General features: G+C 39.6%; 26 protein-coding genes. 25 read left to right on the forward strand and 1 reads right to left on the reverse strand.

The genetic code is table 11. The features are described 5' to 3' along the window. Window positions 1-211: 211 nt before the first annotated feature. The 21 genes from A5849_RS13055 to A5849_RS13155 all read left to right on the forward strand — a co-directional run bounded on the left by A5849_RS13055 (window position 212) and on the right by A5849_RS13155 (window position 16,482). On the forward strand, window positions 212-652 hold the full coding sequence (locus tag A5849_RS13055) for a MarR family winged helix-turn-helix transcriptional regulator (protein WP_002310362.1): 441 nt from the start codon (window positions 212-214) through the stop codon (window positions 650-652). A gap of 9 nt (window positions 653-661) precedes the next feature. Further along, on the forward strand, window positions 662-1,624 hold the full coding sequence (locus A5849_RS13060) for a beta-ketoacyl-ACP synthase III (protein WP_002310363.1): 963 nt from the start codon (window positions 662-664) through the stop codon (window positions 1,622-1,624). 53 nt (window positions 1,625-1,677) lie between these two features. After that, complete coding sequence (locus A5849_RS13065; protein ID WP_002287614.1) at window positions 1,678-1,902, forward strand: acyl carrier protein; 225 nt, start codon at window positions 1,678-1,680, stop codon at window positions 1,900-1,902. A gap of 106 nt (window positions 1,903-2,008) precedes the next feature. Beyond that, window positions 2,009-2,926 carry an ACP S-malonyltransferase gene (fabD, locus tag A5849_RS13070; RefSeq protein ID WP_002290841.1) on the forward strand — a complete coding sequence of 306 codons (918 nt, stop codon included), beginning with the start codon at window positions 2,009-2,011 and terminating at the stop codon, window positions 2,924-2,926. A gap of 11 nt (window positions 2,927-2,937) precedes the next feature. After that, window positions 2,938-3,675: a 3-oxoacyl-[acyl-carrier-protein] reductase gene (gene fabG, locus A5849_RS13075; RefSeq protein ID WP_002334657.1), complete on the forward strand. Its 738-nt coding sequence runs from the start codon at window positions 2,938-2,940 to the stop codon at window positions 3,673-3,675. A gap of 18 nt (window positions 3,676-3,693) precedes the next feature. Next, entirely contained in the window at window positions 3,694-4,929 is a 1,236-nt protein-coding gene (gene fabF / locus A5849_RS13080; protein ID WP_002290843.1) for a beta-ketoacyl-ACP synthase II, read from the forward strand. A 2-nt stretch (window positions 4,930-4,931) separates the two neighbouring features. Further along, window positions 4,932-5,408, forward strand: coding sequence for an acetyl-CoA carboxylase biotin carboxyl carrier protein (gene accB, locus A5849_RS13085; protein WP_086310148.1), 477 nt, complete (start codon window positions 4,932-4,934; stop codon window positions 5,406-5,408). A gap of 24 nt (window positions 5,409-5,432) precedes the next feature. Then, on the forward strand, window positions 5,433-5,852 hold the full coding sequence (fabZ, locus tag A5849_RS13090) for a 3-hydroxyacyl-ACP dehydratase FabZ (protein ID WP_002310367.1): 420 nt from the start codon (window positions 5,433-5,435) through the stop codon (window positions 5,850-5,852). Window positions 5,853-5,859: 7 nt separating this feature from the next. Beyond that, on the forward strand, window positions 5,860-7,239 hold the full coding sequence (locus A5849_RS13095) for an acetyl-CoA carboxylase biotin carboxylase subunit (protein WP_002310368.1): 1,380 nt from the start codon (window positions 5,860-5,862) through the stop codon (window positions 7,237-7,239). Next, entirely contained in the window at window positions 7,240-8,109 is an 870-nt protein-coding gene (accD, locus tag A5849_RS13100) for an acetyl-CoA carboxylase, carboxyltransferase subunit beta (protein WP_002310370.1), read from the forward strand. After that, the gene (locus A5849_RS13105; RefSeq protein WP_002310372.1) at window positions 8,102-8,887 is read left to right on the forward strand and encodes an acetyl-CoA carboxylase carboxyl transferase subunit alpha; all 786 of its coding nucleotides are present in this window, start codon (window positions 8,102-8,104) and stop codon (window positions 8,885-8,887) included. The genes accD and A5849_RS13105 overlap by 8 nt, the downstream gene beginning before the upstream one ends. A gap of 227 nt (window positions 8,888-9,114) precedes the next feature. Then, window positions 9,115-9,642, forward strand: a complete 528-nt coding sequence (locus A5849_RS13110; protein ID WP_002310373.1) for a YqeG family HAD IIIA-type phosphatase — start codon at window positions 9,115-9,117, stop codon at window positions 9,640-9,642. Beyond that, window positions 9,639-10,748, forward strand: coding sequence for a ribosome biogenesis GTPase YqeH (yqeH, locus tag A5849_RS13115; RefSeq protein WP_002310374.1), 1,110 nt, complete (start codon window positions 9,639-9,641; stop codon window positions 10,746-10,748). The genes A5849_RS13110 and yqeH overlap by 4 nt, the downstream gene beginning before the upstream one ends. A gap of 15 nt (window positions 10,749-10,763) precedes the next feature. After that, complete coding sequence (yhbY, locus tag A5849_RS13120) at window positions 10,764-11,075, forward strand: ribosome assembly RNA-binding protein YhbY (RefSeq protein WP_002310375.1); 312 nt, start codon at window positions 10,764-10,766, stop codon at window positions 11,073-11,075. 9 nt (window positions 11,076-11,084) lie between these two features. Continuing rightward, window positions 11,085-11,735: a nicotinate-nucleotide adenylyltransferase gene (locus tag A5849_RS13125; RefSeq protein WP_002334656.1), complete on the forward strand. Its 651-nt coding sequence runs from the start codon at window positions 11,085-11,087 to the stop codon at window positions 11,733-11,735. Beyond that, window positions 11,719-12,312: a bis(5'-nucleosyl)-tetraphosphatase (symmetrical) YqeK gene (yqeK, locus tag A5849_RS13130; RefSeq protein WP_002310377.1), complete on the forward strand. Its 594-nt coding sequence runs from the start codon at window positions 11,719-11,721 to the stop codon at window positions 12,310-12,312. The genes A5849_RS13125 and yqeK overlap by 17 nt, the downstream gene beginning before the upstream one ends. Before the next feature lie 21 nt (window positions 12,313-12,333). After that, complete coding sequence (gene rsfS / locus A5849_RS13135) at window positions 12,334-12,693, forward strand: ribosome silencing factor (RefSeq protein WP_079997869.1); 360 nt, start codon at window positions 12,334-12,336, stop codon at window positions 12,691-12,693. A gap of 1 nt (window position 12,694) precedes the next feature. Next, window positions 12,695-13,435 (forward strand): class I SAM-dependent methyltransferase, encoded by a 741-nt coding sequence (locus tag A5849_RS13140; protein WP_002314175.1) that lies wholly within the window; start codon window positions 12,695-12,697, stop codon window positions 13,433-13,435. A gap of 219 nt (window positions 13,436-13,654) precedes the next feature. Further along, a complete protein-coding gene (locus A5849_RS13145; protein ID WP_002314174.1) occupies window positions 13,655-14,806 on the forward strand; it encodes a nucleotidyltransferase in 1,152 nt (383 codons plus the stop codon). Window positions 14,807-14,936: 130 nt separating this feature from the next. After that, window positions 14,937-15,656: a YebC/PmpR family DNA-binding transcriptional regulator gene (locus A5849_RS13150; RefSeq protein ID WP_002290860.1), complete on the forward strand. Its 720-nt coding sequence runs from the start codon at window positions 14,937-14,939 to the stop codon at window positions 15,654-15,656. A 178-nt stretch (window positions 15,657-15,834) separates the two neighbouring features. Beyond that, window positions 15,835-16,482, forward strand: a complete 648-nt coding sequence (locus tag A5849_RS13155; RefSeq protein ID WP_002290861.1) for a hypothetical protein — start codon at window positions 15,835-15,837, stop codon at window positions 16,480-16,482. Between the two features lie 92 nt (window positions 16,483-16,574). On the opposite strand, the gene helD is transcribed toward A5849_RS13155, so the two are convergent. Next, entirely contained in the window at window positions 16,575-18,854 is a 2,280-nt protein-coding gene (gene helD / locus A5849_RS13160; RefSeq protein WP_086310149.1) for an RNA polymerase recycling motor HelD, read from the reverse strand. A gap of 273 nt (window positions 18,855-19,127) precedes the next feature. Between helD and A5849_RS13165 the strand changes: the two genes are divergently transcribed. The 4 genes from A5849_RS13165 to A5849_RS13185 all read left to right on the forward strand — a co-directional run. After that, window positions 19,128-20,951 carry a heavy metal translocating P-type ATPase gene (locus A5849_RS13165; protein ID WP_002310386.1) on the forward strand — a complete coding sequence of 608 codons (1,824 nt, stop codon included), beginning with the start codon at window positions 19,128-19,130 and terminating at the stop codon, window positions 20,949-20,951. A gap of 46 nt (window positions 20,952-20,997) precedes the next feature. Continuing rightward, window positions 20,998-21,177 carry a 2-hydroxymuconate tautomerase gene (locus A5849_RS13170; RefSeq protein WP_002287649.1) on the forward strand — a complete coding sequence of 60 codons (180 nt, stop codon included), beginning with the start codon at window positions 20,998-21,000 and terminating at the stop codon, window positions 21,175-21,177. Window positions 21,178-21,512: 335 nt separating this feature from the next. Further along, window positions 21,513-23,456, forward strand: coding sequence for a threonine--tRNA ligase (gene thrS / locus A5849_RS13180; protein WP_002290867.1), 1,944 nt, complete (start codon window positions 21,513-21,515; stop codon window positions 23,454-23,456). Between the two features lie 222 nt (window positions 23,457-23,678). Next, on the forward strand, window positions 23,679-24,501 hold an 823-nt coding region (locus A5849_RS13185; RefSeq protein ID WP_086310150.1), incomplete at its 3' end, for a MurR/RpiR family transcriptional regulator.

Genomic DNA, 24,501 nt, shown 5'->3' on the forward strand with positions numbered 1-24,501 from the left:
TACTTTGATAATCAAAATATGTCAGTGCAATAGTTTTTCTAATAAAATAAATAAAAAATGCTGATTTATCAGTTTTTTTAAATGAGTAAAATCTTAAAATAAACTCATATAATAAAAAAATGAACTTTTACGGTTGCATTTTGAAAAAAGTTAAGATATAGTTTGAACATCAAAAGATTTGATAATCAAACTAATTAGTGGACGGTGGAACATGGAACCAGATTTAAAAACAGTAAATGATTATCTTGTTAGTGTCTTCAATGATATTTTGACAATCGAAGAGTCTGAGTTGAAAAAATCTCAATTCAAAGATCTGTCAATCACAGAGATGCACACGATCGAGGCAATCGGGATGTACAAGAAAAAAACAACTTCAGAAGTAGCCAAAGAACTATCAATTACTGTTGGGACCTTGACCACTGCTATTAACAAGTTAGTAAAAAAAGGCTATGTCGAACGTATCCGCAGTGAAGATGACCGTCGTGTTGTAAAGTTGGGACTAACGAAAAAAGGAAAGTTACTGTTTCGGGTCCATCAGCATTTTCATCGTGAAATGGTCAAGAACATCTTAGAAGGAATGGCTACGGAAGAACAGCATGCCTTGCTGGATGCACTGAAAAACTTGCATGACTTCTTGCAAGACTATAAGTGAGGATATTTAATGGAACAATTTGGAATGATTACTGCAACAGCCAGCGTCCTTCCTGAAAAGATCATTACGAATAATGATCTTTCCAAGATGATGGATACCTCGGATGAATGGATTTCATCAAGGACGGGTATTCGTGAACGAAGATGTGTAACAAATCAGGAGACATCTGATTTATGCCTCTTAGTGGCGGAAAAAATGATGCAACAAAAAAATCTGAACCCTAAAGATTTGGATTTTATCTTAGTAGCAACAATGTCGCCCGATTACTCGACACCATCTGTAGCAGCACAAGTACAAGGAAAATTGGGAGCAGCTAATGCTATTGCTTTCGATATCAGCGCGGCATGCTCAGGATTTGTTTATGCGTTAAGCATGGCTGAAAAAATGATCCGCTGCGGCTCAACTAAAGGATTGGTAATTGGTGGTGAAACACTGTCTAAGCTAATCGATTGGTCTGATCGCACGACTGCTGTATTATTTGGTGATGGAGCAGGCGGGGTTCTTTTAGAAGCAAACCCACAAAAAAAATTGCTGAAAGAAAAATTAGCAACTGATGGTACCAGAAGTACCTCACTGACTGCTGGCTACCAGCAAAATAAAAACCCGTTCTATTCAGAAGATTCAGAAGGTTCGTATTATTTGCGAATGACCGGCAGAGATATTTTTGATTTCGCTGTTCGAGATGTTGCAAACAATATCCAAGAAGTCATGAAAGACACGCCAGTTGATTATCTGCTTTTGCATCAGGCAAATCTCAGGATCATTGAGAAAATCGCCCGAAAAGTAAAGATGCCGCAAGAAAAATTCCTGACCAATATGGATAAGTACGGGAATACCTCTGCTGCAAGTATCCCTATTTTATTGGATGAAGCAGTTTCTAGCGGAAAGATCACCTTGGGAAAACAACAGAAAGTAATATTTACAGGCTATGGCGGAGGTTTAACGTGGGGAAGTATTCTCATGGAGCTGTAAACTGTTAAATTATAAAAATAAAAAAGCAAACAATATCGGAGGAATATATTATTATGGTATTCGAAAAAATTCAAGAAATCATTGCAGAAGAATTAGGAAAAGAAACTGAAGAAATCAAATTGACTACTGACATCCAAGAAGACTTAGAAGCTGACAGCTTGGATTTATTCCAAATCATCAACGAAATTGAAGATGAATTTGATGTAAAAATCGAAACAGAAGACGGAATCAAAACGGTTCAAGATTTAGTGACTTACGTAGAAAAACAAACTGCATAATCATTAAAATTAGGTTGGGGGCTGGGACATTTCCTGAAATAGGGATGTCTCGGCCTTTTTGAATAAGAAGAATCAAACATATATTCTGGATATATTGGAGAAAAACATGAAAACAGCATTCTTATTTAGTGGCCAAGGTGCACAATATCAAGGTATGGGAAAAGATTTATATGAAGAAGCCGTTGTAAAGCAGACATTTGATGAAGCAAGTGAGATTCTCGGCTACGATATGGCCGAACTCTGCTTTTCAGAAAATGAACGTTTGGATCAGACACAATATACACAGCCAGCTATTCTAACAGTCAGCATTGCGTATTATCGCTTATTGAAGGAGCATGGAATCATCCCAGATGCAGCTTTAGGACTGAGTTTAGGAGAATATTCGGCATTAGTAGCCAGTGATGCGTTATCCTTCACTGAAGCCGTTGCACTAGTAGCGAAGAGAGGCGTTTATATGACGGAAGCTGCCCCAGCTGGAAGCGGAAAAATGGTCGCAGTAATGAATGCGCCGATTGAGACGATTGAGGAAAGCTGTCATGAAGCAAGCAAGTACGGCATCGTGTCTCCTGCTAATTACAATACACCTCAGCAGATCGTGATTGGTGGCGAAGAAAAAGCCGTAGATGAAGCTGTTTTGCTCTTAAAAGAAAAAGGAATCAAAAGGATGATCCCACTAAATGTCAGTGGACCTTTCCATACAGCTATTTTAGCACCAGCATCAAAAAAACTGGCGAAGGATCTAAGTCATATTCAATTTTCTGACCCTTCTTTTCCAGTCATCAGCAACACAACAACGGAAATAATGAAGAAAGAGACGATTGCGGGACTACTCGAACAGCAAGTCATGCAACCCGTTCGTTTCTACGAGAGTATCCATAAATTAAAAACAATCGGTATCGAGCAAGTCATTGAAGTCGGTCCTGGAAAAGTATTAAGCGGATTTATGAAAAAAATTGATAAAACGATACCAGTTCTGCGTGTTGAGAATAAGCAGACATTTGATGAAACAATAGCAAAATTATAAGGAGGAAGGTTATGGATGTAAAAGGGAAAAATGTATTTATCACAGGTAGCACAAGAGGAATTGGCAAAGCGATGGCCTTAGCTTTTGCAAACGCTGGAGCAAATATTATTTTGAATGGGCGCGGAGAGATTCCAAAAGAAAAGATAGAAGAAATTGAAGCATTCGGTGTAAAATGCGTAGGAGTTTCCGGCGATATCTCTGATTATGAGAAAGCAGGACAAATGATCAAAGAAGCAGAAGAAAAGCTTGGATCGATCCATATCTTAGTAAACAATGCCGGAATCACAAATGACAAACTTGTGATGCGGATGGATGCAGAAGATTTCAAAAAATGTCTTGATATCAATTTGATCGGTACCTTCAATATGACGCAGCACGTTTTGAAAAAAATGATGAAGCAGCGAGAAGGGGCCATCATCAATCTCTCTAGCGTATCTGGATTGATTGGAAATATCGGACAAGCAAATTATGCAGCTAGCAAAGCTGGTGTCGTAGGATTGACAAAATCGGTTGCACGAGAAGCTGCGACTAGAGGTATCACATGCAACGCCATTGCACCAGGATTCATCACAACTGATATGACGGAAGTTTTAGCAGATAAAGTCAAAGAGCAAGCGGAAAAGCAAATTCCAATGCAACGTTTCGGACAAGTAGAAGATGTTGCACAAACAGCAGTTTTCTTAGCACAAAATCCATATATCACCGGCCAAGTCATCAATGTCGATGGCGGATTGGTCATGCACGGATAAGAAAAGGAGAGCAAATAAATGAATCGAGTGGTAATTACTGGCTATGGAGTCACTTCACCTATTGGAAATGACGCAGACAGCTTTTTGAATAGCTTGAAAGAAGGTACGAATGGCATCGCACCGATCACTAAATTTGATGCTTCAGAAACAGGGATCACCTTAGCGGGTGAAGTCAAAGATTTCCCTTACGATAAATATTTTATTAAAAAAGATAGCAAACGAATGGATATGTTTTCGATCTATGGGATCTACGCTGCTTTAGAAGCAATGGAGATAAGCGGTTTAGATAAAGAAAAAATGAATCAAGACCGGTTTGGTGTCATCATCGGATCAGGAATCGGTGGTCTTCCGACAATCGAAAATCAAGTTATCCGTCTGCATGAAAAAGGCGCAAAACGAGTTTCTCCAATGTTCGTGCCAATGGCGATTGCCAACATGGCAGCTGGAAATATTGCTTTACGAGTAGGCGCAAAAGGCATCTGTACAGCTATCGTAACAGCTTGTGCTAGCGGAACGAATTCAATCGGTGAAGCATTCCGTAACATCAAACATGGCTATTCAGATGTCATTCTTGCTGGAGGAACAGAAGCAACGATTTGTGAGATGGGGATTGCTGGATTTGCAGCTTTAACTGCACTTTCGGAATCAACTGATCCTAATCGTGGTTCGATCCCGTTTGATGAAAATCGAAATGGTTTTGTGATGGGTGAAGGAGCAGGTGTTCTAGTTCTTGAATCTTTAGAGCATGCACAAGCTCGCGGTGCCAAAATCTATGGAGAAATCGTTGGATACGGTGCAAATTGTGATGCTTACCATATGACAGCCCCTACTCCAGATGGTTCTGGTGCGTCTAAAGCAATGAAGCTTGCGATGGAAGAAGCTGGTATACAGCCGGAGCAAGTTGGATATATCAATGCGCACGGAACGAGTACGCCAGCTAATGACCAGGCAGAAGCAAAAGCAATCCAACTCGCACTAGGTGAAAATTTCAGAGATACTTATGTCAGCAGTACGAAATCAATGACTGGACATTTATTGGGAGCAGCCGGCGGGATCGAAGCATTAGCCACTCTGATGGCATTGGAACATCAATTTATCCCACCTACAATCAATGTAGAAAAACAAGATCCTGAGATTGATTTGACAGTTGTCAAAAACGAAAGCAAACCTGCAAGCTTTACTTATGCAATGAGCAATTCATTAGGGTTTGGCGGACATAATGCGGTTCTTTGTATGAAACGCTGGGAGGAATAATTTTGGATATCAATGAAATTAGAGAATTAGTTAGTCAATTTGATCAATCTTCGCTAACGGAATTTGACTTGCGTGAAGGTCAATTTGAATTGTACATGAATAAAAATAAAACAAGTCGAGGCATGAATATAGTTCAAACAAACGAAACGTTGCCAGTTTCGGAGCCAGTTAACGCCATGCCTGAACAAGCAACAACTGTTCCAAAACCAACGAAGGAAAAAGAATCGGTAGTATTTGATGGAATCGAGGTTGTTTCGCCAATCGTGGGAATCGTTTATCTGCAACCGGCACCAGACAAACCAGTTTTCAAAAAAGTAGGTGATCAAGTTGCCAAAGGAGAAGTTATCTGCATTATTGAAGCGATGAAACTGATGAATGAGATAACTAGTGAGGCCGACGGAGTAATCACAGAAATCCTTGTAGAGAACGAGTCAGTTGTTGAATATGGGCAGCCACTCTTTAGGATCCAGCCAAAATAAGCAAAGCAGGAAAGAGGGAAACAAATGAACATACAAGAAATCAAAGAAATTATTCCGCATCGTTATCCAATGCTTTTGATTGATCGAGTGGAAGAGATGGTTGAAGGAGAACGGATCATTGCTAAGAAAAATGTAACGATCAACGAGCCCTTTTTTCAAGGACATTTTCCAGAAGAACCTGTTATGCCAGGGGTACTGATTGTTGAAGCAATGGCGCAAGCAGGAGCAGTCGCATTACTTTCTCTTGAACAGTTCAAGGGTAAAACGGCTTACTTCGGCGGATTGGACAAAGCAAAATTCCGTAAGAAAGTTACACCGGGAGATACCTTATATCTTGAAGTTGAGATATTGAAAGTGAAAGCCTCAGCCGGAATAGGCAAAGGAATCGCTAAGGTTGACGGTAAAAAAGTAGCCGAAGCGGAATTAACCTTTATGATTGGATAGGTGAAATATGTTTTCTAAAGTCTTGATAGCTAACCGTGGCGAAATCGCTGTGCGTATCATTCGTGCATGCCGCGAATTAGGGATCCAAACCGTAGCGATATATTCAGAGGCAGATGCCGAAGCACTTCATACACAGCTAGCAGATGAAGCAATCTGTATTGGTCCGGCAAAAGCGGTTGATTCATATCTGAATGTTCAAGAAGTACTGAGCGCTGCAATCGTAACAAAAGCTGAAGCAATTCATCCAGGCTTTGGATTTTTATCTGAAAATAGCCGGTTTGCCTCCATGTGTGAAGAGTGCAATATCACATTTATTGGTCCTAAAAGCGCAACAATTGATGCAATGGGGAATAAAATCAATGCGCGTCAATTGATGCAAGAAGCAAATGTCCCGGTCATCCCAGGAAGTACTGGTGTATTATCTACTGTAGAAGAAGCATTGGAAATAGCAGACAGAATCGGCTATCCAGTGATGCTGAAAGCAGCTGCAGGTGGTGGCGGGAAAGGCATTCGAAAAGTTCAATCAAAAGAAGAACTTCCACAGCATTTTTCTTCAGCTCAGCAAGAAGCAGCAGCGGCATTTGGAAATGATGATATGTATTTGGAAAAAATCATTTATCCTGCTCGCCATATAGAAGTTCAGATTTTAGGTGATCATTTTGGCAATGTTATTCATTTAGGTGAACGAGATTGTTCTTTGCAACGTAATAATCAAAAAGTACTGGAAGAATCTCCTTCTGTAGTGATTTCACAATCAAAAAGAGAAGCACTAGGAGACGCTGCTGTTCGAGCAGCTAAAGCAGTCAATTATGAAAATGCCGGAACGATCGAGTTTCTGATGGATGAAGAAGGCGATTTTTATTTCATGGAGATGAATACTCGAATCCAAGTGGAACATCCCGTAACAGAAATGGTCACAGGAATCGATTTAGTAAAAAAACAGGTGGAGATAGCAGCCGGTGAGCCTTTGAATGTACGTCAAGAAGAAGTAGTATTCCAAGGACACGCCATCGAGTGCCGAATCAATGCAGAAAATCCCGCTTTTCATTTTGCTCCTTCACCAGGGAAAATCCAAAACTTGCTACTTCCAGCAGGTGGGATGGGGTTGCGGGTAGACAGTGCAGTTTATCCAGGCTATACGATCCCGCCATATTATGATTCAATGATTGCAAAAATTATTGTCCATGGAAATACACGTTTTGAAGCCTTGATGAAGATGCAGCGAGCCTTAAGTGAATTTATCACAGAAGGGATCATTACGAACGCAGAATTTCAGATGGATTTGATTAGTCATCCAGCAGTAATAGCAGGTGATTACAGCACAGCATTTTTACAAGAAGAATTTTTACCGAATTGGACACCAGAAACGGAGATAGGAGGCGCATAGATGGCTCTGTTTAAGAAAAAGAAATATATTCGGATCAATCCTAATAGAGAGAGCAAACCTGCTAACTCGCCATCTGTTCCCGATAACATGTGGGCGAAGTGTCCAAATTGTAAACATATCCTTTATACGAAAGACATCGGTGAAGAAAAAGTATGCCCCCATTGCGGATACGCTTTTCGAATCGGTGCATGGCAGCGTCTAGCTTTGATCATTGATGAAAAAAGTTTTGAAGAATGGGATACGGATCTTGTAACCGAAGATCCGCTAGCATTTCCTGAATATACGGAAAAAATAAAAAAAATGCAAGACAAAACGGGGCTTCATGAAGCAGTCCTCACTGGTAAAGCAACCATTCAGGGAATTCCCTTCATTATTGGAGTGATGGACCCCAATTTTATCATGGGAAGCATGGGCACGATTGTTGGAGAAAAAATCACTAGGTTATTCGAACGAGCAACAAAGGAAAAACTTCCAGTCGTTTTGTTCACGGCTTCTGGAGGCGCTCGGATGCAAGAAGGCATCTTTTCTCTGATGCAGATGGCGAAAATCTCTGCTGCTGTCAAACGACACAGTAATGAAGGTCTTTTTTATCTAACTGTTTTGACAGACCCGACGACCGGAGGAGTAACTGCCAGTTTTGCAATGGAAGGTGATATCATTTTAGCAGAACCCCAAAGCTTGATTGGTTTTGCTGGAAGACGTGTCATTGAACAGACGATCAAGCAGGAACTTCCAGAAGATTTCCAAAAGGCCGAATTCTTATTGTCTCATGGTTTCGTCGATCAGATTGTTCCCCGCATGGAATTGAAGCAGAAAATCCATACGCTTCTTGAATTGCATACACAGAAAGGATGGATAGATCGTGGATAAAACAGCACATGATGTCGTTCAGTTAGCAAGAGCTAAAGAACGATGGACTAGCTTAGACTTTTTTGAAGAGATCTTCGATTCTTTCGAGGAATGCCATGGTGACCGTTTATTTGCAGATGACGAAGCGATTGTTGGTGGCATCGCTCGATTAGATGGCAAACCAGTAACAGTGATAGGTATTCAAAAAGGAAGGGATCTGCAGGAAAATATCCGCAGAAATTTTGGTTCTCCTCATCCTGAAGGCTATCGCAAAGCTTTACGACTGATGAAGCAAGCGGAAAAGTTCAATAGACCGGTGATTACATTGATCAATACAGCAGGTGCCTATTGCGGTATAGGAGCAGAAGAGCGTGGCGAGGGAGAAGCAATTGCCAAAAATCTGCTCGAAATGTCTGATTTAAAAGTACCAATCATCGCCGTCATCATTGGTGAAGGTGGAAGTGGCGGTGCCCTTGCTCTAGGTTTAGCGGATGAAGTCTGGATGTTAGAAGAAACGATTTATGCTGTGCTTTCCCCAGAAGGATTTGCTTCGATTTTGTGGAAAGACGGCAGTCGCGCTGCAGAAGCAGCCGAGTTGATGAAAATTACTGCACCAGAACTACGTGAGCTAGGGATCGTGGATCGAGTGATTCCTGAAACGTTCAACGGCGAGCAGTTGCCACGGCAAAAAGTCGCTCACATCATGAAAAAAGCGTTGATTGAAAAATTGACGGAACTTGTTCGATTCGACCAGCATGAACTATTGGAAAAACGATACAAGAGGTTCCGACAATATTAGATGTTTAACAACTAAGCAAAGAGTAAAGAATGATTCTTGCTCGCTTAGTTGTTTTTTGTTTCTAAATTTTTCTGTGATCAATCTTTATTTTGGGTCATTTTGTAAAGAAATGCTTTTTCTGAAAGAGGGACGAGTATAGAGGTAGTTTTTTTTGCTGATATGCAGTATAATACGGGGTTGAGGAGTACTTTATGTGCTCCTTCATTTTTTGCAGATGAGGAGACAACATGTTTTCAAATTACAAACCAACATGGATGGTAGAAGCCATCTATCAGATTACACCTGCCCAATTAAAGAATCTAGGCATCAAAGCAGTATTGACAGATTTAGACAATACGTTGATTGCATGGAATAATCCAGATGGAACAGAAGAGTTGCTTACTTGGATTTTAGAAATGAAAAATGCAGGAATTCCTGTTGTTGTTGTTTCAAACAATAATTCAAAACGTGTCGCGCGAGCGATTGAAAAATTTGATCTTTTGTATGTTGCACGAGCAATGAAACCTTTAGCAAGAGGGATCAACATAGCAAAGAAACAATTGGATTTAGCAGATGATGAGATAGTAATGGTAGGCGATCAGATCATGACTGATATACGTGGAGCCAATCGTGCAGGGATACGTAGCATCCTTGTAAAACCCATTATCGCAACAGATAGTTGGAAGACACAATTTAATCGTTTTTGGGAAAAAAGAATTATGGCCTATCTATTAGCAAAATACCCTGATATGGGCTGGCGAGGTGGAATCGAATGACAGAAGAATTACAATGTATCGGCTGTGGTGCCGTTATACAAACAAGCAAACCCGGTGAATTAGGGTACACGCCGCAAACGGCTTTGGAAAAAGGGTTAGCTTCCGGCGAAGTCTATTGTCAGCGTTGTTTCAGATTACGCCATTATAATGAGATCCAAGATGTCTCATTGACGGATGACGACTTTTTACGCTTACTGAATGAATTAGGGCAAAAAGATGCATTGATTGTCAATGTGGTGGATATTTTTGACTTCAATGGTTCGCTGATTCCAGGACTACACCGTTTTGTCGGCGATAATCCAGTACTTTTAGTGGGAAACAAAGTGGATATATTACCGAAATCATTGAAAAAACCTAAATTAACACAATGGATGAAGGAACGTGCTCACGAAGCAGGGATTCGTCCAGTAGATGTATTACTAACTAGTGCTAAGAAATCACATGAGATGACGGAACTATTAGAAAAAATTGAAGAATACCGCGATGGACGGGATGTTTATATCGTCGGAGTAACAAATGTAGGGAAATCAACGCTTATCAATCAAATCATCAAAAATACAGCGGGAGTACAAGATGTGATCACAACCTCACAGTTTCCCGGAACGACCTTGGATAAAATCGAGATTCCTTTAGATGATGGACATTTTTTGATTGATACACCGGGGATCATCCATCGTCATCAAATGGCGCATTACTTAGGTAAAAAAGATTTGCGGATCATTGCCCCGTTAAAAGAAATCAAACCTAAAGTTTATCAGCTGAATGAAGGGCAAACACTTTTCTTGGGTGGACTTGCAAGATTTGATTTTATCAGCGGCAATCGTGCTTCATTTATTGCTTATGTGTCAAATGATGTAAATATTCATCGAACGAAACTGGAAAAAGCAGACGAATTTTATCAAAAACATGTAGGTGGATTATTACAGCCTCCTCGTCCTGATGAAGTCGAGGCATTTCCGGAGCTTGTTCGTTTTGAGTTTTCTGTGAAAGAAAAAACAGACATCGTTTTTGCCGGTCTAGGCTGGATCACTGTAACAGCGCCAGCAGTAATTGCGGGCTGGGCGCCAAAGGGTGTAGATGTATTGAAACGCAAAGCATTGATTTAAGGAAGAAGGAAAATTATGAGTTTAAGAGGAAAACAAAAGCGTTTTTTACGTAGCAAAGCGCATCATCTTCAGCCGATTTTTCAAATCGGTAAAGGTGGAATTAATTCAGCAATGATCGTCCAAATTGAAGAAGCTTTAGAAAAAAGAGAACTGATCAAAGTATCTCTACTTCAAAATACAGATGAGGTTGCAGAAGAAGCAGCTCAAGTATTAGAAAAAGAAATCGACTGTGAAATCGTCCAAATCATTGGACGAGTGATCGTATTATACAAACCTTCTACAAAAGAAAAGTATCAAAAGTTATCAAATGAAGTAAAAGCAATATAAGGAGTGACCATGATGAATACGCAAGCTAAGACATTTGTTCGTTCACAACTATTTCCTAAAGAAATGCCTCAATTCTTAGAGAAGAAAAAGCAAGTAGGGATCCTAGGCGGAACGTTCAATCCCGTTCACCTTGCTCATTTAGTGATGGCTGAACAAGCTGGCCGGAATTTAGGTCTTGACCGCGTATTTTTAATGCCTTCTTATCAGCCGCCTCATGTTGATGAGAAACAGACGATTGATGCAAAACATCGACTCAACATGTTGGAATTAGCGGTGGAAGACAACCCTTTTTTGCAGATTGAAACGATCGAATTAGCTCGTGGTGGGAAAAGCTACACCTATGATACGATGAAGGAATTGACACAAAACAATCCGGATACAGATTATTACTTTATTATCGGCGGGGATATGGTAGAATATTTGCCAAAATGGTATAAAATTGATGAGTTGACTTCGATGGTCAATTTTGTGGGCATACGTCGACCAGGTTACACAACAGATACGCCATATCCTGTGATTTGGGTAGATGTACCTGAAATCGACATCAGTTCCACAAAAATACGTCAAAAGATCAAAGAAGGCTGTTCTATCCGCTATCTTGTTCCAGATAAAGTAATTGATTATATCCAAAATGAAGGGTTGTATGAAGATGGACTATAGTAATGAATATACTGCTTATTCTAGAGAAAACCTGATGCAAAAAATACAGATGAGAATGAGCGAACAACGTTTCAAGCATGTGCTTGGAGTAGAAGAAACAGCTGTTGCTCTTGCCAAAAAATACGGTGCTTCTCCTGAAAAAGCTAGTATCGCTGCATTGACACACGATTATGCGAAAGAGCGACCAGATGAGGAGTTCAAAATGGTGATCGTAAGAGACGGTTTTGATCCAGAATTATTGAATTATAATAATGCTATCTGGCATGGGCTTGTTGGAGCTTCGTTTGTAGAGCGGGAATTAGGAATCACTGATTCAGAGATCCTTCACGCGATTCAAGTGCATACGACTGGCGCTGCTAAAATGAGTCTCCTGGACAAAATCATTTATGTGGCAGACTATATTGAGCCAGGTCGGAATTTTCCTGGGGTGCAAGATGCACGGACAATTGCATGGGTTGATCTAGATGAAGCAGTAGCATTTGAAACAAAACATACGCTGTCCCATTTACTTGCACAAGAACAACAGATTTATCCAAAAACAATCGAAACATATAATTACTGGGTAGCAAAAAAATAAGCCACTCAATATTAGGAGGAAATCATCATAGATAGTAAAGAACAATTAAAAATTGCGGTTAAAGCAGCAGATTCAAAACGGGCAGAAGACATTATCGCTTTAGACGTTCGAAATGTTTCCTTGTTAGCAGATTATTTCATGATCTGTTCAGCAAATAGTGAACGTCAAATCAACGCAATTACAGAAGAAATCATTGATAAAGAAGAAGAAAACAAATATGAAGTAAAACGTATTGAAGGAAAAGAAGGCGGAAAATGGGTATTGATCGACCTTGGAGATTTGATCGTACATGTTTTCCATGCGCCAGAACGAAGCTTCTATAATTTGGAAAAACTATGGTCAGATGCGCCGTTAGTCGATCTTAATGAATGGTTGGATTAACATGGCTTATGAAACATTTGCTTTCATTTACGATGAAGTGATGGACGAAACGCTTTACCAGCAGTGGTTAGCTTTTTCGAAACGTCATTTGCAAGAAGACACAAAAAATATTTTGGAACTGGCGTGCGGTACTGGAGCATTAGCGGTTGCCTTTGCAAAAGATGGATATGAAGTGACAGGGTTAGACCTTTCAGAAGAGATGTTGATGATCGCAAGCCAGCGAGCATATGAAGAAGACGCATCGATCCAATTTGTAGAAGGCAATATGCTCGATTTATCAGAAATCGGTCAATATCAAGCAATTACTTGTTTTTCTGATTCGTTGTGCTACATGAAAAATAGACAAGAGGTACAGCAAGTTTTTGATGAAGTCTATCAAGCGTTAGAAGAAAATGGCCGATTTTTATTTGACGTGCACTCCACCTATCAAGTAGACGAGGTTTTTCCAGAATATAGCTATCATTATCAAGGGGATAATTTTGCTTTTTTGTGGGATAGCTATCCAGGAAGTGAGAAACACAGCATCGAACATTTTCTGACTTTTTTCGTTGAGGAACCAGAAGGATCTGGGCGATTTATCCGTGAAGATGAACTACATGAAGAGCGTACCTATCCATTGGAAAGTTATTTAAGAATGCTGGAAAACAGTGGGTTTTCGAAAGTCGAAGCATTTTCTGATTTTACAGACGAAGCAGCATCAGAGAAATCAAAGCGCTGGTTCTTCGTAGCATACAAAGACTAGCAATTTTGCCTGCTCGAGTTAACAAGAAAAAGAATAAATCTTCAACATAAATTATATATCCGAACGATATAGGCATTGCTCTTGCGGTGCAGCTTTTCTTCGCAGAAGTATTGTGTTTGCGAGAATAGTTTATATAGTTCGGGTATTTTTTCTGATTTTTGACTTTTCCTTACTTGTTTCTAGTGTTTTTTTATCGATAAACTATGAAGGAGGACGTACATGAAAAGCTGCGGGATTATCGTAGAGTACAATCCATTTCACAATGGACATCGCTATCATGCTGAAATGGCACGAAAAACAACAGGAGCAGAGGTCGTCATTGCTGTAATGAGCGGGAATTTTTTGCAACGAGGCGAACCAGCTATCATCGATAAATGGCATCGTGCGAATGAAGCTTTGCAAAATGGTGTGGATTTAGTAGTAGAGCTTCCTGTCGAATGGGCGGTTCAGTCAGCTGATTATTTTGCCAAAGGTGCAGTGAAAATCTTGCAAGCATTGGACTGTGACAGTTTGTGTTTTGGAACAGAAGAAGAGACCTCGTTTGACTATGGTAGTTTCGGCCGATTTGTTCAACAGAATCAAGATAAGATAGAAGAGTCTTTTCACGAACTGTCTGATCAAACGTATAGTTATCCGCAAAAAATGACTGCAGTTTTTCGCAGTCTGTATCCCGATATTGCGCTTGATTTTTCTTCACCCAATCATATTTTAGGATTAAGTTATGCAAAAGAAAATGCTAAGTATATTCACCCTATGGAGTTACATCCGATCCAGCGTAAAAGTGCAGGCTATCATGAAAAAACAATCAAAGATCAAACAATAGCCAGTGCAACAGCCATTCGCCATGCGTTAGAAAAAGGAAAAAGGATCGCTGGACTTGTGCCATTTCAGACAGAAGAAGATCTTTCCACTTGTTCGTTACAGACTTGGGAATCCTATTGGCCGTATTTGCGTTATCGGTTGTTATCTTCTACTTTGATGGAATTGACAGATATCTATCAGATGACCGAAGGAATAGAAACTCGCATGAAGACAGCAGCTGCAACAGCTAACGGTTTTGCGGATTTTGTGTCAAAAGTAAAAACAAAGAGATATACATGGACGCGGATCCAACGATTATCTTGTTATGTCTTGCTGAATATCAAAAAGCAAGAGATTCCTATCCAACAAAATAAAAACTATCTTCGACTACTTGGATTTACCGATGCTGGAAGAAGATTCTTAAAAGAAAAAAAAGAGATTTCTATTTATTCCCGAATCGGAAAAAAAGAGGCACAAGAAGCGGAACTGTTAGTTAGAAGTGATCAAATCTATCAATTGGGAGGCAATATTCCAGAACAGAATTTCGGACAAATCCCAATCCAAGTATAGACCTTTGACTGAAAATGAGAAGAATGAAGGAAGAAAGAAAAAAAGCTTCACAGAATCGTGATTCACAAGTATAATGGAACAGGACGTTTTTGCGTTATGAAACTATCAAATCAGAAAGCGAAGTGAAAATATGGGACGTAAATGGGCAAATATCGTAGCAAAGAAAACTGCTAAAGATGCTAATAATAGCCGGATTTATGCAAAATTTGGGATTGAAATCTACGCAGCAGCAAAATCAGGTGATCCTGATCCGCATGCAAACCAAAAACTACGTTTCGTCATTGATCGCGCTAAAACTTATAATGTACCAAAACATATTATTGACCGAGCAATCGAAAAAGCAAAAGGTGCAGGAGATGAAACATACTCTGAATTACGTTATGAAGGATTTGGACCAAGCGGCTCAATGGTGATCGTTGATACATTGACAAACAATGTGAATCGAACAGCAGCAGACGTACGAGCAGCATTTGGGAAAAATGGCGGGAACATGGGTGTTTCTGGAGCGGTTTCTTATATGTTTGACAATACAGCAATCTTTGCATTTGCAGGAGAAGACGCTGATGAGATCCTTGAATATCTAATGGAAAAAGACATCGACGTTCGTGACGTAATGGAAGAAGATGGACAAATCATCGTTTACGGTGAAGTAGCGGATTTCCATAGTATCCAAGAAGCATTAAAAGAAAAAGGAATCACTGATTTTTCAATTGCTGAGATCCAAATGATTCCTCAAACCGAAGTTACATTATCTTCAGAAGATCAAGAAACATTTGAAAAAATGATTGATGCGCTAGAAGATTTAGAAGATGTACAGCACGTGTTCCATAATGTGGCATTAGAAGACTAAGCAATCAGTTTTAACGAAAAGTATTCAGTCTTTTTCAAAAAGCAGGACAATCTCACTAACAGATTGTCTTGTTTTTTTGTGTGATTTATTTTCTATTCTAATTCAACCTGTGGTATGATGAGAGCATAAGTATCATATGAAATGATATGAAGTATGTGGAAGATGGACGGGGAAGAATATGGAAGCAAAAATCACTTTAGAACCTTTTGAACGTATCTTAAGCGGTTACCGCAAAGTAGAAGAGTTAGCAGTGAACGTAACTGATTGTTCAAAATTAGCGCAAAAATACGCAAGATTCGGCGTTGAAGGCTATCGATTAGGAAACTATGTCGGTACAGGGTATCTGAACCGTTATTTAGAGTGTATGGTGGACCGCGCACCAATGCTGATTTATAGACAAAAATATTTGATTCCGCTACTTTTTCGTCGTTCTGATTCAGCCTTTCGGTTATTTGAAGAAGAGTATCGGATGGAGGCTTTCTTTCTACTATTGGAGTGGAGCTTAAAGCATCATCCTGAAAAAATTCTCATCGAAAGAAATGAGAAGATAGATACGAAAAAAAATAAAGTGGTCGATAGTGCATACCTAGCATTTCGTGTATCAGAGATTTTGGATTGTGGGGGGTATCCAATCAGCAATTTCCAATCAATCGATCAGTTCATTGAATGGAACCGAATTTACCGATTGATCGACAATGGCGGTATTGGACGTCATAGCAAGGTATTTGACCCAGAATATCCAGAAAACATGGAAGAACTGAAAATGATTATTTCGCTTGTCAAATTAAAATATCCTGAAACAGATTTGGATTTATATATAGAATAAATGGCCTTAAATGATGAAATTACTTTTTCTGCAATTATTACTGTAACTAAAAAGACAACTGCTAACATTGACGATAGCAGTTGTCTTTTTAGTTACAATACTTTTTTTTCATAAGATGAAATATCTATATTGTTTAACAAAGGACTTTCATTATTGGAGGTAAAAAGTGTCAATTCATGCATCGCACGTGTACACATGGTGTAAAGGATCAATTTGTCTTGCTGAGAAGAAAAATGATCTGCATCTACATCCCACAAGAAAACTCGGTCAAACTCCAGACCTTTTGCTAAAAAGGCCGGAAGTAAAATAATGGAACGCTTCATAAAATCACTCTCATTTAAAATCAGCTGGACTTGTTGTTTCAACTCGTCTGGCAGTTGAGCATAAAGAGTCTCGCATTCTTCTTGGGTTTTAGCAATGATTGCTGTACGCCAATACCGGGCTTTTACCTGAGTCGTTCGAATGGTATTTGCTAACCAATTCAGTTTGTCATCATTAGTTGTTCCTTGGATGAGCAAAGGCAAATCGCCTTTTCTTGCTGTAGTCTCTACTTGATGTTCTTTTGCAATAAAATGATTAGCAAAATCAGTGATTTCTTTTGTGGAGCGATAGCTTGTCGTTAATTGGAAACGGGTAACTTCACGGTCCACGAAAAGTTCTTCCAATGACCCCACAATCGTTTCATTTCCAAAGACATTTTGATTTAGATCTCCACAGAAAGTCAAATTTGCTTTTGGGAACAAGGCTTGCAACAATGCCACTTGTGATGGTGCGAAATCCTGCATTTCATCAATAAAGATATAGCGAGCTTTGTGCGTGACCGTCACCGGATACGTTCGGCGCATCAGTAAAAAGAATAGGACAGCATCCTCTTGGGGCAACTCTCTTTGACGCAAATGTGTACGAATAGTTGCTAAATGTTCTTGCCATCTGGTCTCGCTGATTTTATGTCGTGTCAGAAGAGAAAGTGGCACAGTTTGTAAAAAGTGGAGATATTGTTTCGTTATATTGACAAATTGATAATTCATGATTCCTCGATGAATTCGACGGAATCGTTTACGTACGATTTGGTTAGCCAGTTTTTTACGTAAGGAACGCTCCTTTTGTTCTGTATATTCAAGATTAGGATCTGTTGCGTATAGTTCTTGGAGCTGCTCTTCCGCGAGATCTTTGACCCATTGCTGACGTGTTTCATCTTTTTGCAGACCGCCTAATTTTTTCAGTAGTTTCGTTTGTAACAGAGAGAGTCTGTGGTGCAAGGGAAGTTGTTCATTTGTTTCTTTATACCATTGGCGAATCGATTCCCTCGATAGGATCGTACGACCATTTATTTTCATATCCCGGAACAAGGGACCGTAGCTTGTGATGCTTTGGATATAGCGATCAATCTGATCCACTAAGGTCAATCCGCTTTTCATCACTTGTATCGGATCTTTTTCGCCTAGCAAAAAACCACTTTCCTGTTGCTGTTCGTCTAATAAAGAAAACTCTGGCAACAGCTGTGAAATATAATTTTTGAATGTTTGTGTAGGCACACCGCTTTCACCTAATGAAGGCAATACAGTCGAGATATAATCAGAAAACAAATGGTTTGGTGAAAATAGAAGCACGTTTTCTGCCTCTAGCCATTTGCGATTATGATACAACAGAAAAGCAATACGTTGAAGCAGAGCAGACGTTTTTCCGCTTCCGGCGATTCCTTCAATCAGCATCACTTTACTTGTTGTGTCCCGAATGATTGCATTTTGTGCTTTTTGTATCGTAGAGACGATATTTTTCATATGGTTGCTTGATGCTTCGTCCAATATCTCTAGCAAAAAGTCATCGTTGATTACTTCCGACGTATCTACCATAGATAAAATACGTCCTTCTTGGATTTTAAATTGTCGTTTCAACTGCAGATCGACATCTATTCTATCTGTTTCAGTTTCATAAAATGCGGGACCAATCTCACCTTCATAATAAAGGTTGGCAATTGGTGCGCGCCAGTCAATAACAATTGTTTCTTCTGCTAGATCTCTTAAAGAAGCGATACCTAGATACAATGTTTCTGTTTCACGGTCTTCTTTAAAATCGATACGGGCAAAGTAAGGGCTGTCTTTCATAACAGACAACGTTTGTAGGCGTTTTTGCTGCGCCTCAAGAGTATGATATTTTAAAAGCAATTCTTGCTCATGTTGGCGATATTCAACAGCAGATTCATAAAAAGCTTCATTGGAACCAGCTCGAATCTTGTGATTAGCTGTGTCTTTTGTCGAATGATTCATTTCCTGAGTCAATTCTCGTTGTTTTGTATCCAGCATATTTTGTTCGATCTGGATTAGTTCGATCGTTTCATCCACGTGCGTTTGTTCTAGTTGTTTCTCATTCATCACATGTTTGCTCCTTCCGCCGTAAATAACGAATTAAAAGTATAGCACAGTTTTTCGAAAAAAGGTACTTTTTAACGGATGAATCGAAAAAAGTCCTCTTTGCTCGATAGATTCGTTTGTCGGACTGGCGACTATTGGAAACGCTGATAGTGATAGTTGTTTTCAATTAAGGCCTATTGTTTTAAAAAGTGTTAAGCAAGTACTATGCTTAAGAGAAAGAGAGGCAATTGAAGATGACTAACCTCTAAGTCACAAAAAAGAGGAGAAGAAACTATGACACATTTAAAAAAATTTTTACTTACTTTATTTATTGGCGGAGTAGCTTTGTTAAGTGAATTTGTTTTCCATCAGCCGGGACTTGCTTTTATGATTGTTGCATTTACTGGAGGGATTCTCGCCTTCGTGATGTTTTTGGAAATGATCAAAACATTGCGTTCAGGAAGATATGGTGTAGATATATTAGCGATTACCGCAATCCTTGCAACATTAGCCGTCAAAGAATATTGGGCTAGTTTGATGATATTGATCATGCTTACAGGCGGAGATAGTCTAGAAGATTACGCGAATAAACGAGCAGGTAAAGAATTGCAATCTTTATTAGACAACACCCCAAGAATCGCCCATCGATTCAAAGAGGGAAGATGGCAGGATATAGTAATTGATGAAATAAATGTGGATGATCAGCTGCTAGTCAAGCCTGGCGAGCTTGTACCTGCTGATGGTCGAGTGTTCAAAGGAGAATCATCAGTCGATGAATCTTCTTTGACAGGAGAGTCTCGTCCAGAAACAAAGAAACCTGGAGATCAGATCATGTCTGGGTCTTTAAATGGAGACGGATCAATCCAAATGATTGCTGAAAAACGCGCTGCAGATAGCCAATATCAAATGATCATTAAATTAGTCGAAGAATCAAAAGAAAAACCTGCCCGATTCGTCCGTTTAGCTGATCGTTATGCGGTTCCCTTTACATTGATCGCATATTTGATTGGCGGTATTTCTTGGTGGTTCTCAAAAGATCCTTTGCGTTTTGCAGAAGTATTGGTCGTAGCATCGCCTTGTCCATTGATTTTAGCTGCGCCGATCGCTTTAGTTGCTGGGATGAGCCGTTCAAGTAAAAACGGGATTGTTGTTAAAACTGGAACAACGATTGAAAAGCTCGCACGTACAAAAACGATTGCTTTTGATAAAACAGGAACGCTTACCAAAGGAATATTAGAAGTAGAGGCGATTCAACCAGTCAATGGAATGAAAAAAGAAGAGCTACTTATGTATGCAGCAAGTGCAGAACAGGAATCTAGCCATATCTTAGCTCGTTCGTTAGTGAACAACGTGAAAAACAGCCAACTGTATCCTGTTAGTCAACTGAAAGAAGTGACAGGTCAAGGAATCCAAGCAGTAGTCAATAATCATGACGTAAAGATTGGACGCGCTTCTTTTGTTTCAGTGGAAGAAATCGAAACTTCTGAAACAGCAATCTATGTAGCCATTGATCAATCCTTTGCAGGAACCATCCTGTTTTCGGATCAGATTCGCTCAGAAGCAGCAAAGACAATCAAAGAGCTAAGAAATCTTGGTGTGAAAAATTTGATGATGATTACCGGGGATGGATCAGCCATTGCTCAATCGATTGCAGAGGAAGTCAAATTAGATTCTGTACATGCTCATTGCTTGCCTCAAGACAAATTGACCATTTTAGAACATATCCCTAAAGATCAACGACCTGTGGCGATGATAGGAGACGGTGTGAATGACGCACCAGCACTTGCTGCTGCAGATATTGGCATTGCAATGGGCGCTCATGGTTCTACAGCTGCTAGTGAAAGTGCAGATGCGGTCATCTTGAAAGATGATCTTTTGCGTGTAGCAAAAGCAGTAGTAATCTCAAAAGATACGATGAGAATAGCGAAACAATCTGTACTGATTGGCATCTTTATTTGTATTTTTTTGATGTTAATAGCAAGTACGGGTCTGATTCCTGCGTTATTCGGAGCTGTTTTGCAAGAAGTCGTGGATACAGTCTCTATCCTGAGTGCGTTGAGAGCAAAAAAAGACCCAGCCATTTTTCCGGATTCAGTACCCAAGACAAACATAGTATGATAGAATCGAGATGAAAAAAGAACGATCAGAAAGAGGAGAGAATATTATGCCATTCGTACATGTCGAATTAGTAGAAGGTCGCAGTCCGGAACAATTAGAAAATATGATGAAAGATATCACGGAAGCTGTTCATAAAAACACGCAAGCACCAAAAGAACACATCCATGTTATCATCAACGAGATGAAAAAAGGAACATACGGTGTAAATGGGGAATGGAAAAAATAAGTTTGGTTTCACACTTGATTTTTCTATTTATTAGTGGTTAAATAAACACATAATTGATTGATGAGAAAGCCAACTGAATTTGAGAGTCTTCGATAAGAGAGGAAAAGCTAGGCTGAAACTTTTCCAGGAGAAAACCAAAGGATGACCACTTTCGAAACCCTTGTTGAAGCAAGGGCGGTCGGACCGTTACAACGTTTGAGGAACGCATGTGCGTTTGAACATTAGGTGGAACCACGAACTTTTCGTCCTAGTATCTCTTTTCAAGAGATGCTAGGATTTTTTGTTTTTCAGCTTGATGATCTGATCAATCAAAACATTTCAAGGAGGAAACTATTATGATAAAAATTACTTTTCCAGATGGTGCAGTCAAAGAATTTGAGGCTGGTACAACAACATTGGCAATCGCTGAAAGTATTTCAAAAAGCTTAGCAAAAAAAGCTTTAGCTGGTAAAGTGAACGGCAAACTTATTGATTTGACTCGTCCAATCGAGGAAGATGCAAGTATTGAGATCGTCACACCAGACCATGAAGATGCACTTGGATTAGTCCGACATTCAGCAGCTCATTTGATGGCTCAAGCAATGCGCCGCCTCTATCCAAATATCCACTTTGGTGTTGGGCCAGCTATTGATTCAGGGTTTTACTATGATACAGACAATGGACAAAATCAAGTAACTGCAGAAGATCTTCCCGCAATCGAAGCAGAGATGATGAAAATCGTCAAAGAAAATCTGCCAATCGAACGCCGTGTTCTTTCGAAACAAGAAGCATTAGAAATTTTTGCAAGTGATCCATACAAAGTAGAACTGATTAGTGAATTGCCAGAAGAAGAAGTGATTACTGCCTATCAACAAGGTGAATTCATCGATTTGTGCCGTGGTCCACATGTTCCGTCTACTGGTCGTATACAAGTATTCAAATTATTATCAGTGGCAGGTGCTTACTGGCGTGGAAACTCAAACAATCAAATGATGCAACGAGTTTACGGAACAGCCTTTTTTGATAAAAAAGCTTTGAAAGAATATATCCGTCTGCGTGAAGAAGCAAAAGAAAGAGATCATCGTAAACTAGGGAAAGAACTTGACTTGTTTATGGTTTCTCCAGAAGTTGGTTCTGGTTTGCCATTCTGGCTTCCAAAAGGGGCAACAATCCGACGCACGATCGAACGTTATATCGTAGACAAAGAAGTTAGTCTAGGTTACCAACATGTGTATACACCGATCATGGGAGATGTTGAGTTGTACAAAACATCTGGACACTGGGATCATTATCAAGAAGACATGTTCCCGCCAATGGATATGGGAGATGGCGAAATGCTTGTTCTTCGTCCAATGAACTGCCCTCATCACATGATGGTCTACAAAAACGCCATCCATTCTTACCGTGAATTACCAATTCGTATCGCTGAATTAGGAATGATGCACCGTTATGAAAAATCAGGTGCTTTGTCAGGTTTACAACGTGTACGAGAAATGACGTTGAACGATGGTCATACATTTGTTCGTCCTGACCAAATCAAAGATGAATTTAAGCGTACGCTTGAATTGATGGTCGCGGTATATGCTGACTTCAATATTACAGATTATCGTTTCCGCTTAAGCTACCGCGATCCAAACAATACAGATAAATATTTTGATGATGATGCAATGTGGGAAAAAGCCCAAGCAATGCTGAAAGCTGCTATGGATGAATTAGAGCTAGATTACTTTGAAGCAGAAGGGGAAGCAGCCTTTTACGGACCAAAATTAGATGTCCAAGTCAAAACAGCACTTGGGACAGAAGAAACATTGTCAACTATACAATTAGACTTCTTATTGCCGGAACGCTTTGATTTGACATATGTTGGAGAAGATGGAGAAAATACGCATCGTCCAGTGGTTATCCACCGCGGAATCGTTTCTACGATGGAACGTTTTGTCGCCTATTTGACAGAAGTATACAAAGGCGCTTTTCCAACATGGCTAGCACCAATACAAGCGACAATCATCCCTGTTTCTGTTGATGCACATGGCGATTATGCTTATGAAATCAAAGAACGCTTGCAAATGAAAGGTTTACGTGTAGAAGTCGATGACCGCAATGAAAAAATGGGCTATAAGATTCGTGCCTCTCAAACACAAAAAATTCCTTACCAATTAGTTGTCGGTGATAAAGAATTGGAAGATGCAACAGTGAATGTACGTCGTTACGGAAGCAAAGAAACAGCTGTAGAAGATTTGAATATCTTTATTGATGCTATGGAAGCAGAAGTCAAAAATTACAGCAGAGAAAACAAATAGATAAATCATCTATAAAAAAGCACTAAATAAAAAAACAATCCAAATAATAGAGAACAGATATTCCACAATCCCACAGATGGACAATAGAATTTGCGGGATTGATGGAATGAGCTATCCTATTGTGCGGATTGTTTTTTTGTTTTTTTATCCAGTACACGACCGTTAACAAGGAACTGATATGGTATACTTACATAGACGATTATTAAAAGGATGGAGGAACTTATGAGCGTAATTAGTCGTATTGAAAGTATGATGGAAGATTATTCTTCAGCAGAAAAAAAGTTGGCCAACTACATTATTGGAAATATTGAGAAGGTCCCCACAATGACAGCTAATGAATTAGCGGAGGCTTCAGGTTTGAGTGCGCCGACAGTTGTACGTTTTTCAAAAAAAATCGGGTTTCAAAGTTTGACGGACTTCAAAATCACGATTTCAACAGAATTACAGACTGGAATCGATGAAGGATTTAGCGATATCGAAGCAAATGAGTCCTTTTACTCTATCAAAAACAAACTTGGGAACAATGCGCAAGTAGCGATAAAAGAAACAGTAGATATTCTGGAAGAAGAAACGATCCAAAAAGTCGTAGAATGTTTGGAAACGGCTGAGTCTGTTTTTTTATATGGTGTGGGTGCCTCTTCTTTAGTGGTAGAAGACATTCTGCAAAAATGGTCTCGTGTCGGTAAGCCCATCATTTTTGAAAAAGATATCCATGTCTTGCTCCCACAACTTGTCAGCAATGAGAAGAAGAAAGTACTTTGGCTTGTTTCGAACTCAGGGAGAAGCGCAGATGTAGTTGCATTAGCTGAGCTAGCAAAAAATATGAATATCGAGATCATTGCGTTGACGCAATTTGGAAATAACCCACTTAGCAAGATAGCCGATGTACTCGTACAAACATCAAGACCAAAAGAAATCACCAATCGAAGTGCGGCAACCAATTCACTTTTGGCCCAATTCGCTACGATTGATATCATTTTTTATTTTTATATGGCTAAAAACGAATCACTTAGTGAAAAAGTGAAAAAAACAAGAGAAGCAATTC

Source organism: Enterococcus sp. 10F3_DIV0382, from assembly GCF_002140245.1.
Lineage (GTDB): Bacteria > Bacillota > Bacilli > Lactobacillales > Enterococcaceae > Enterococcus_B > Enterococcus_B lactis.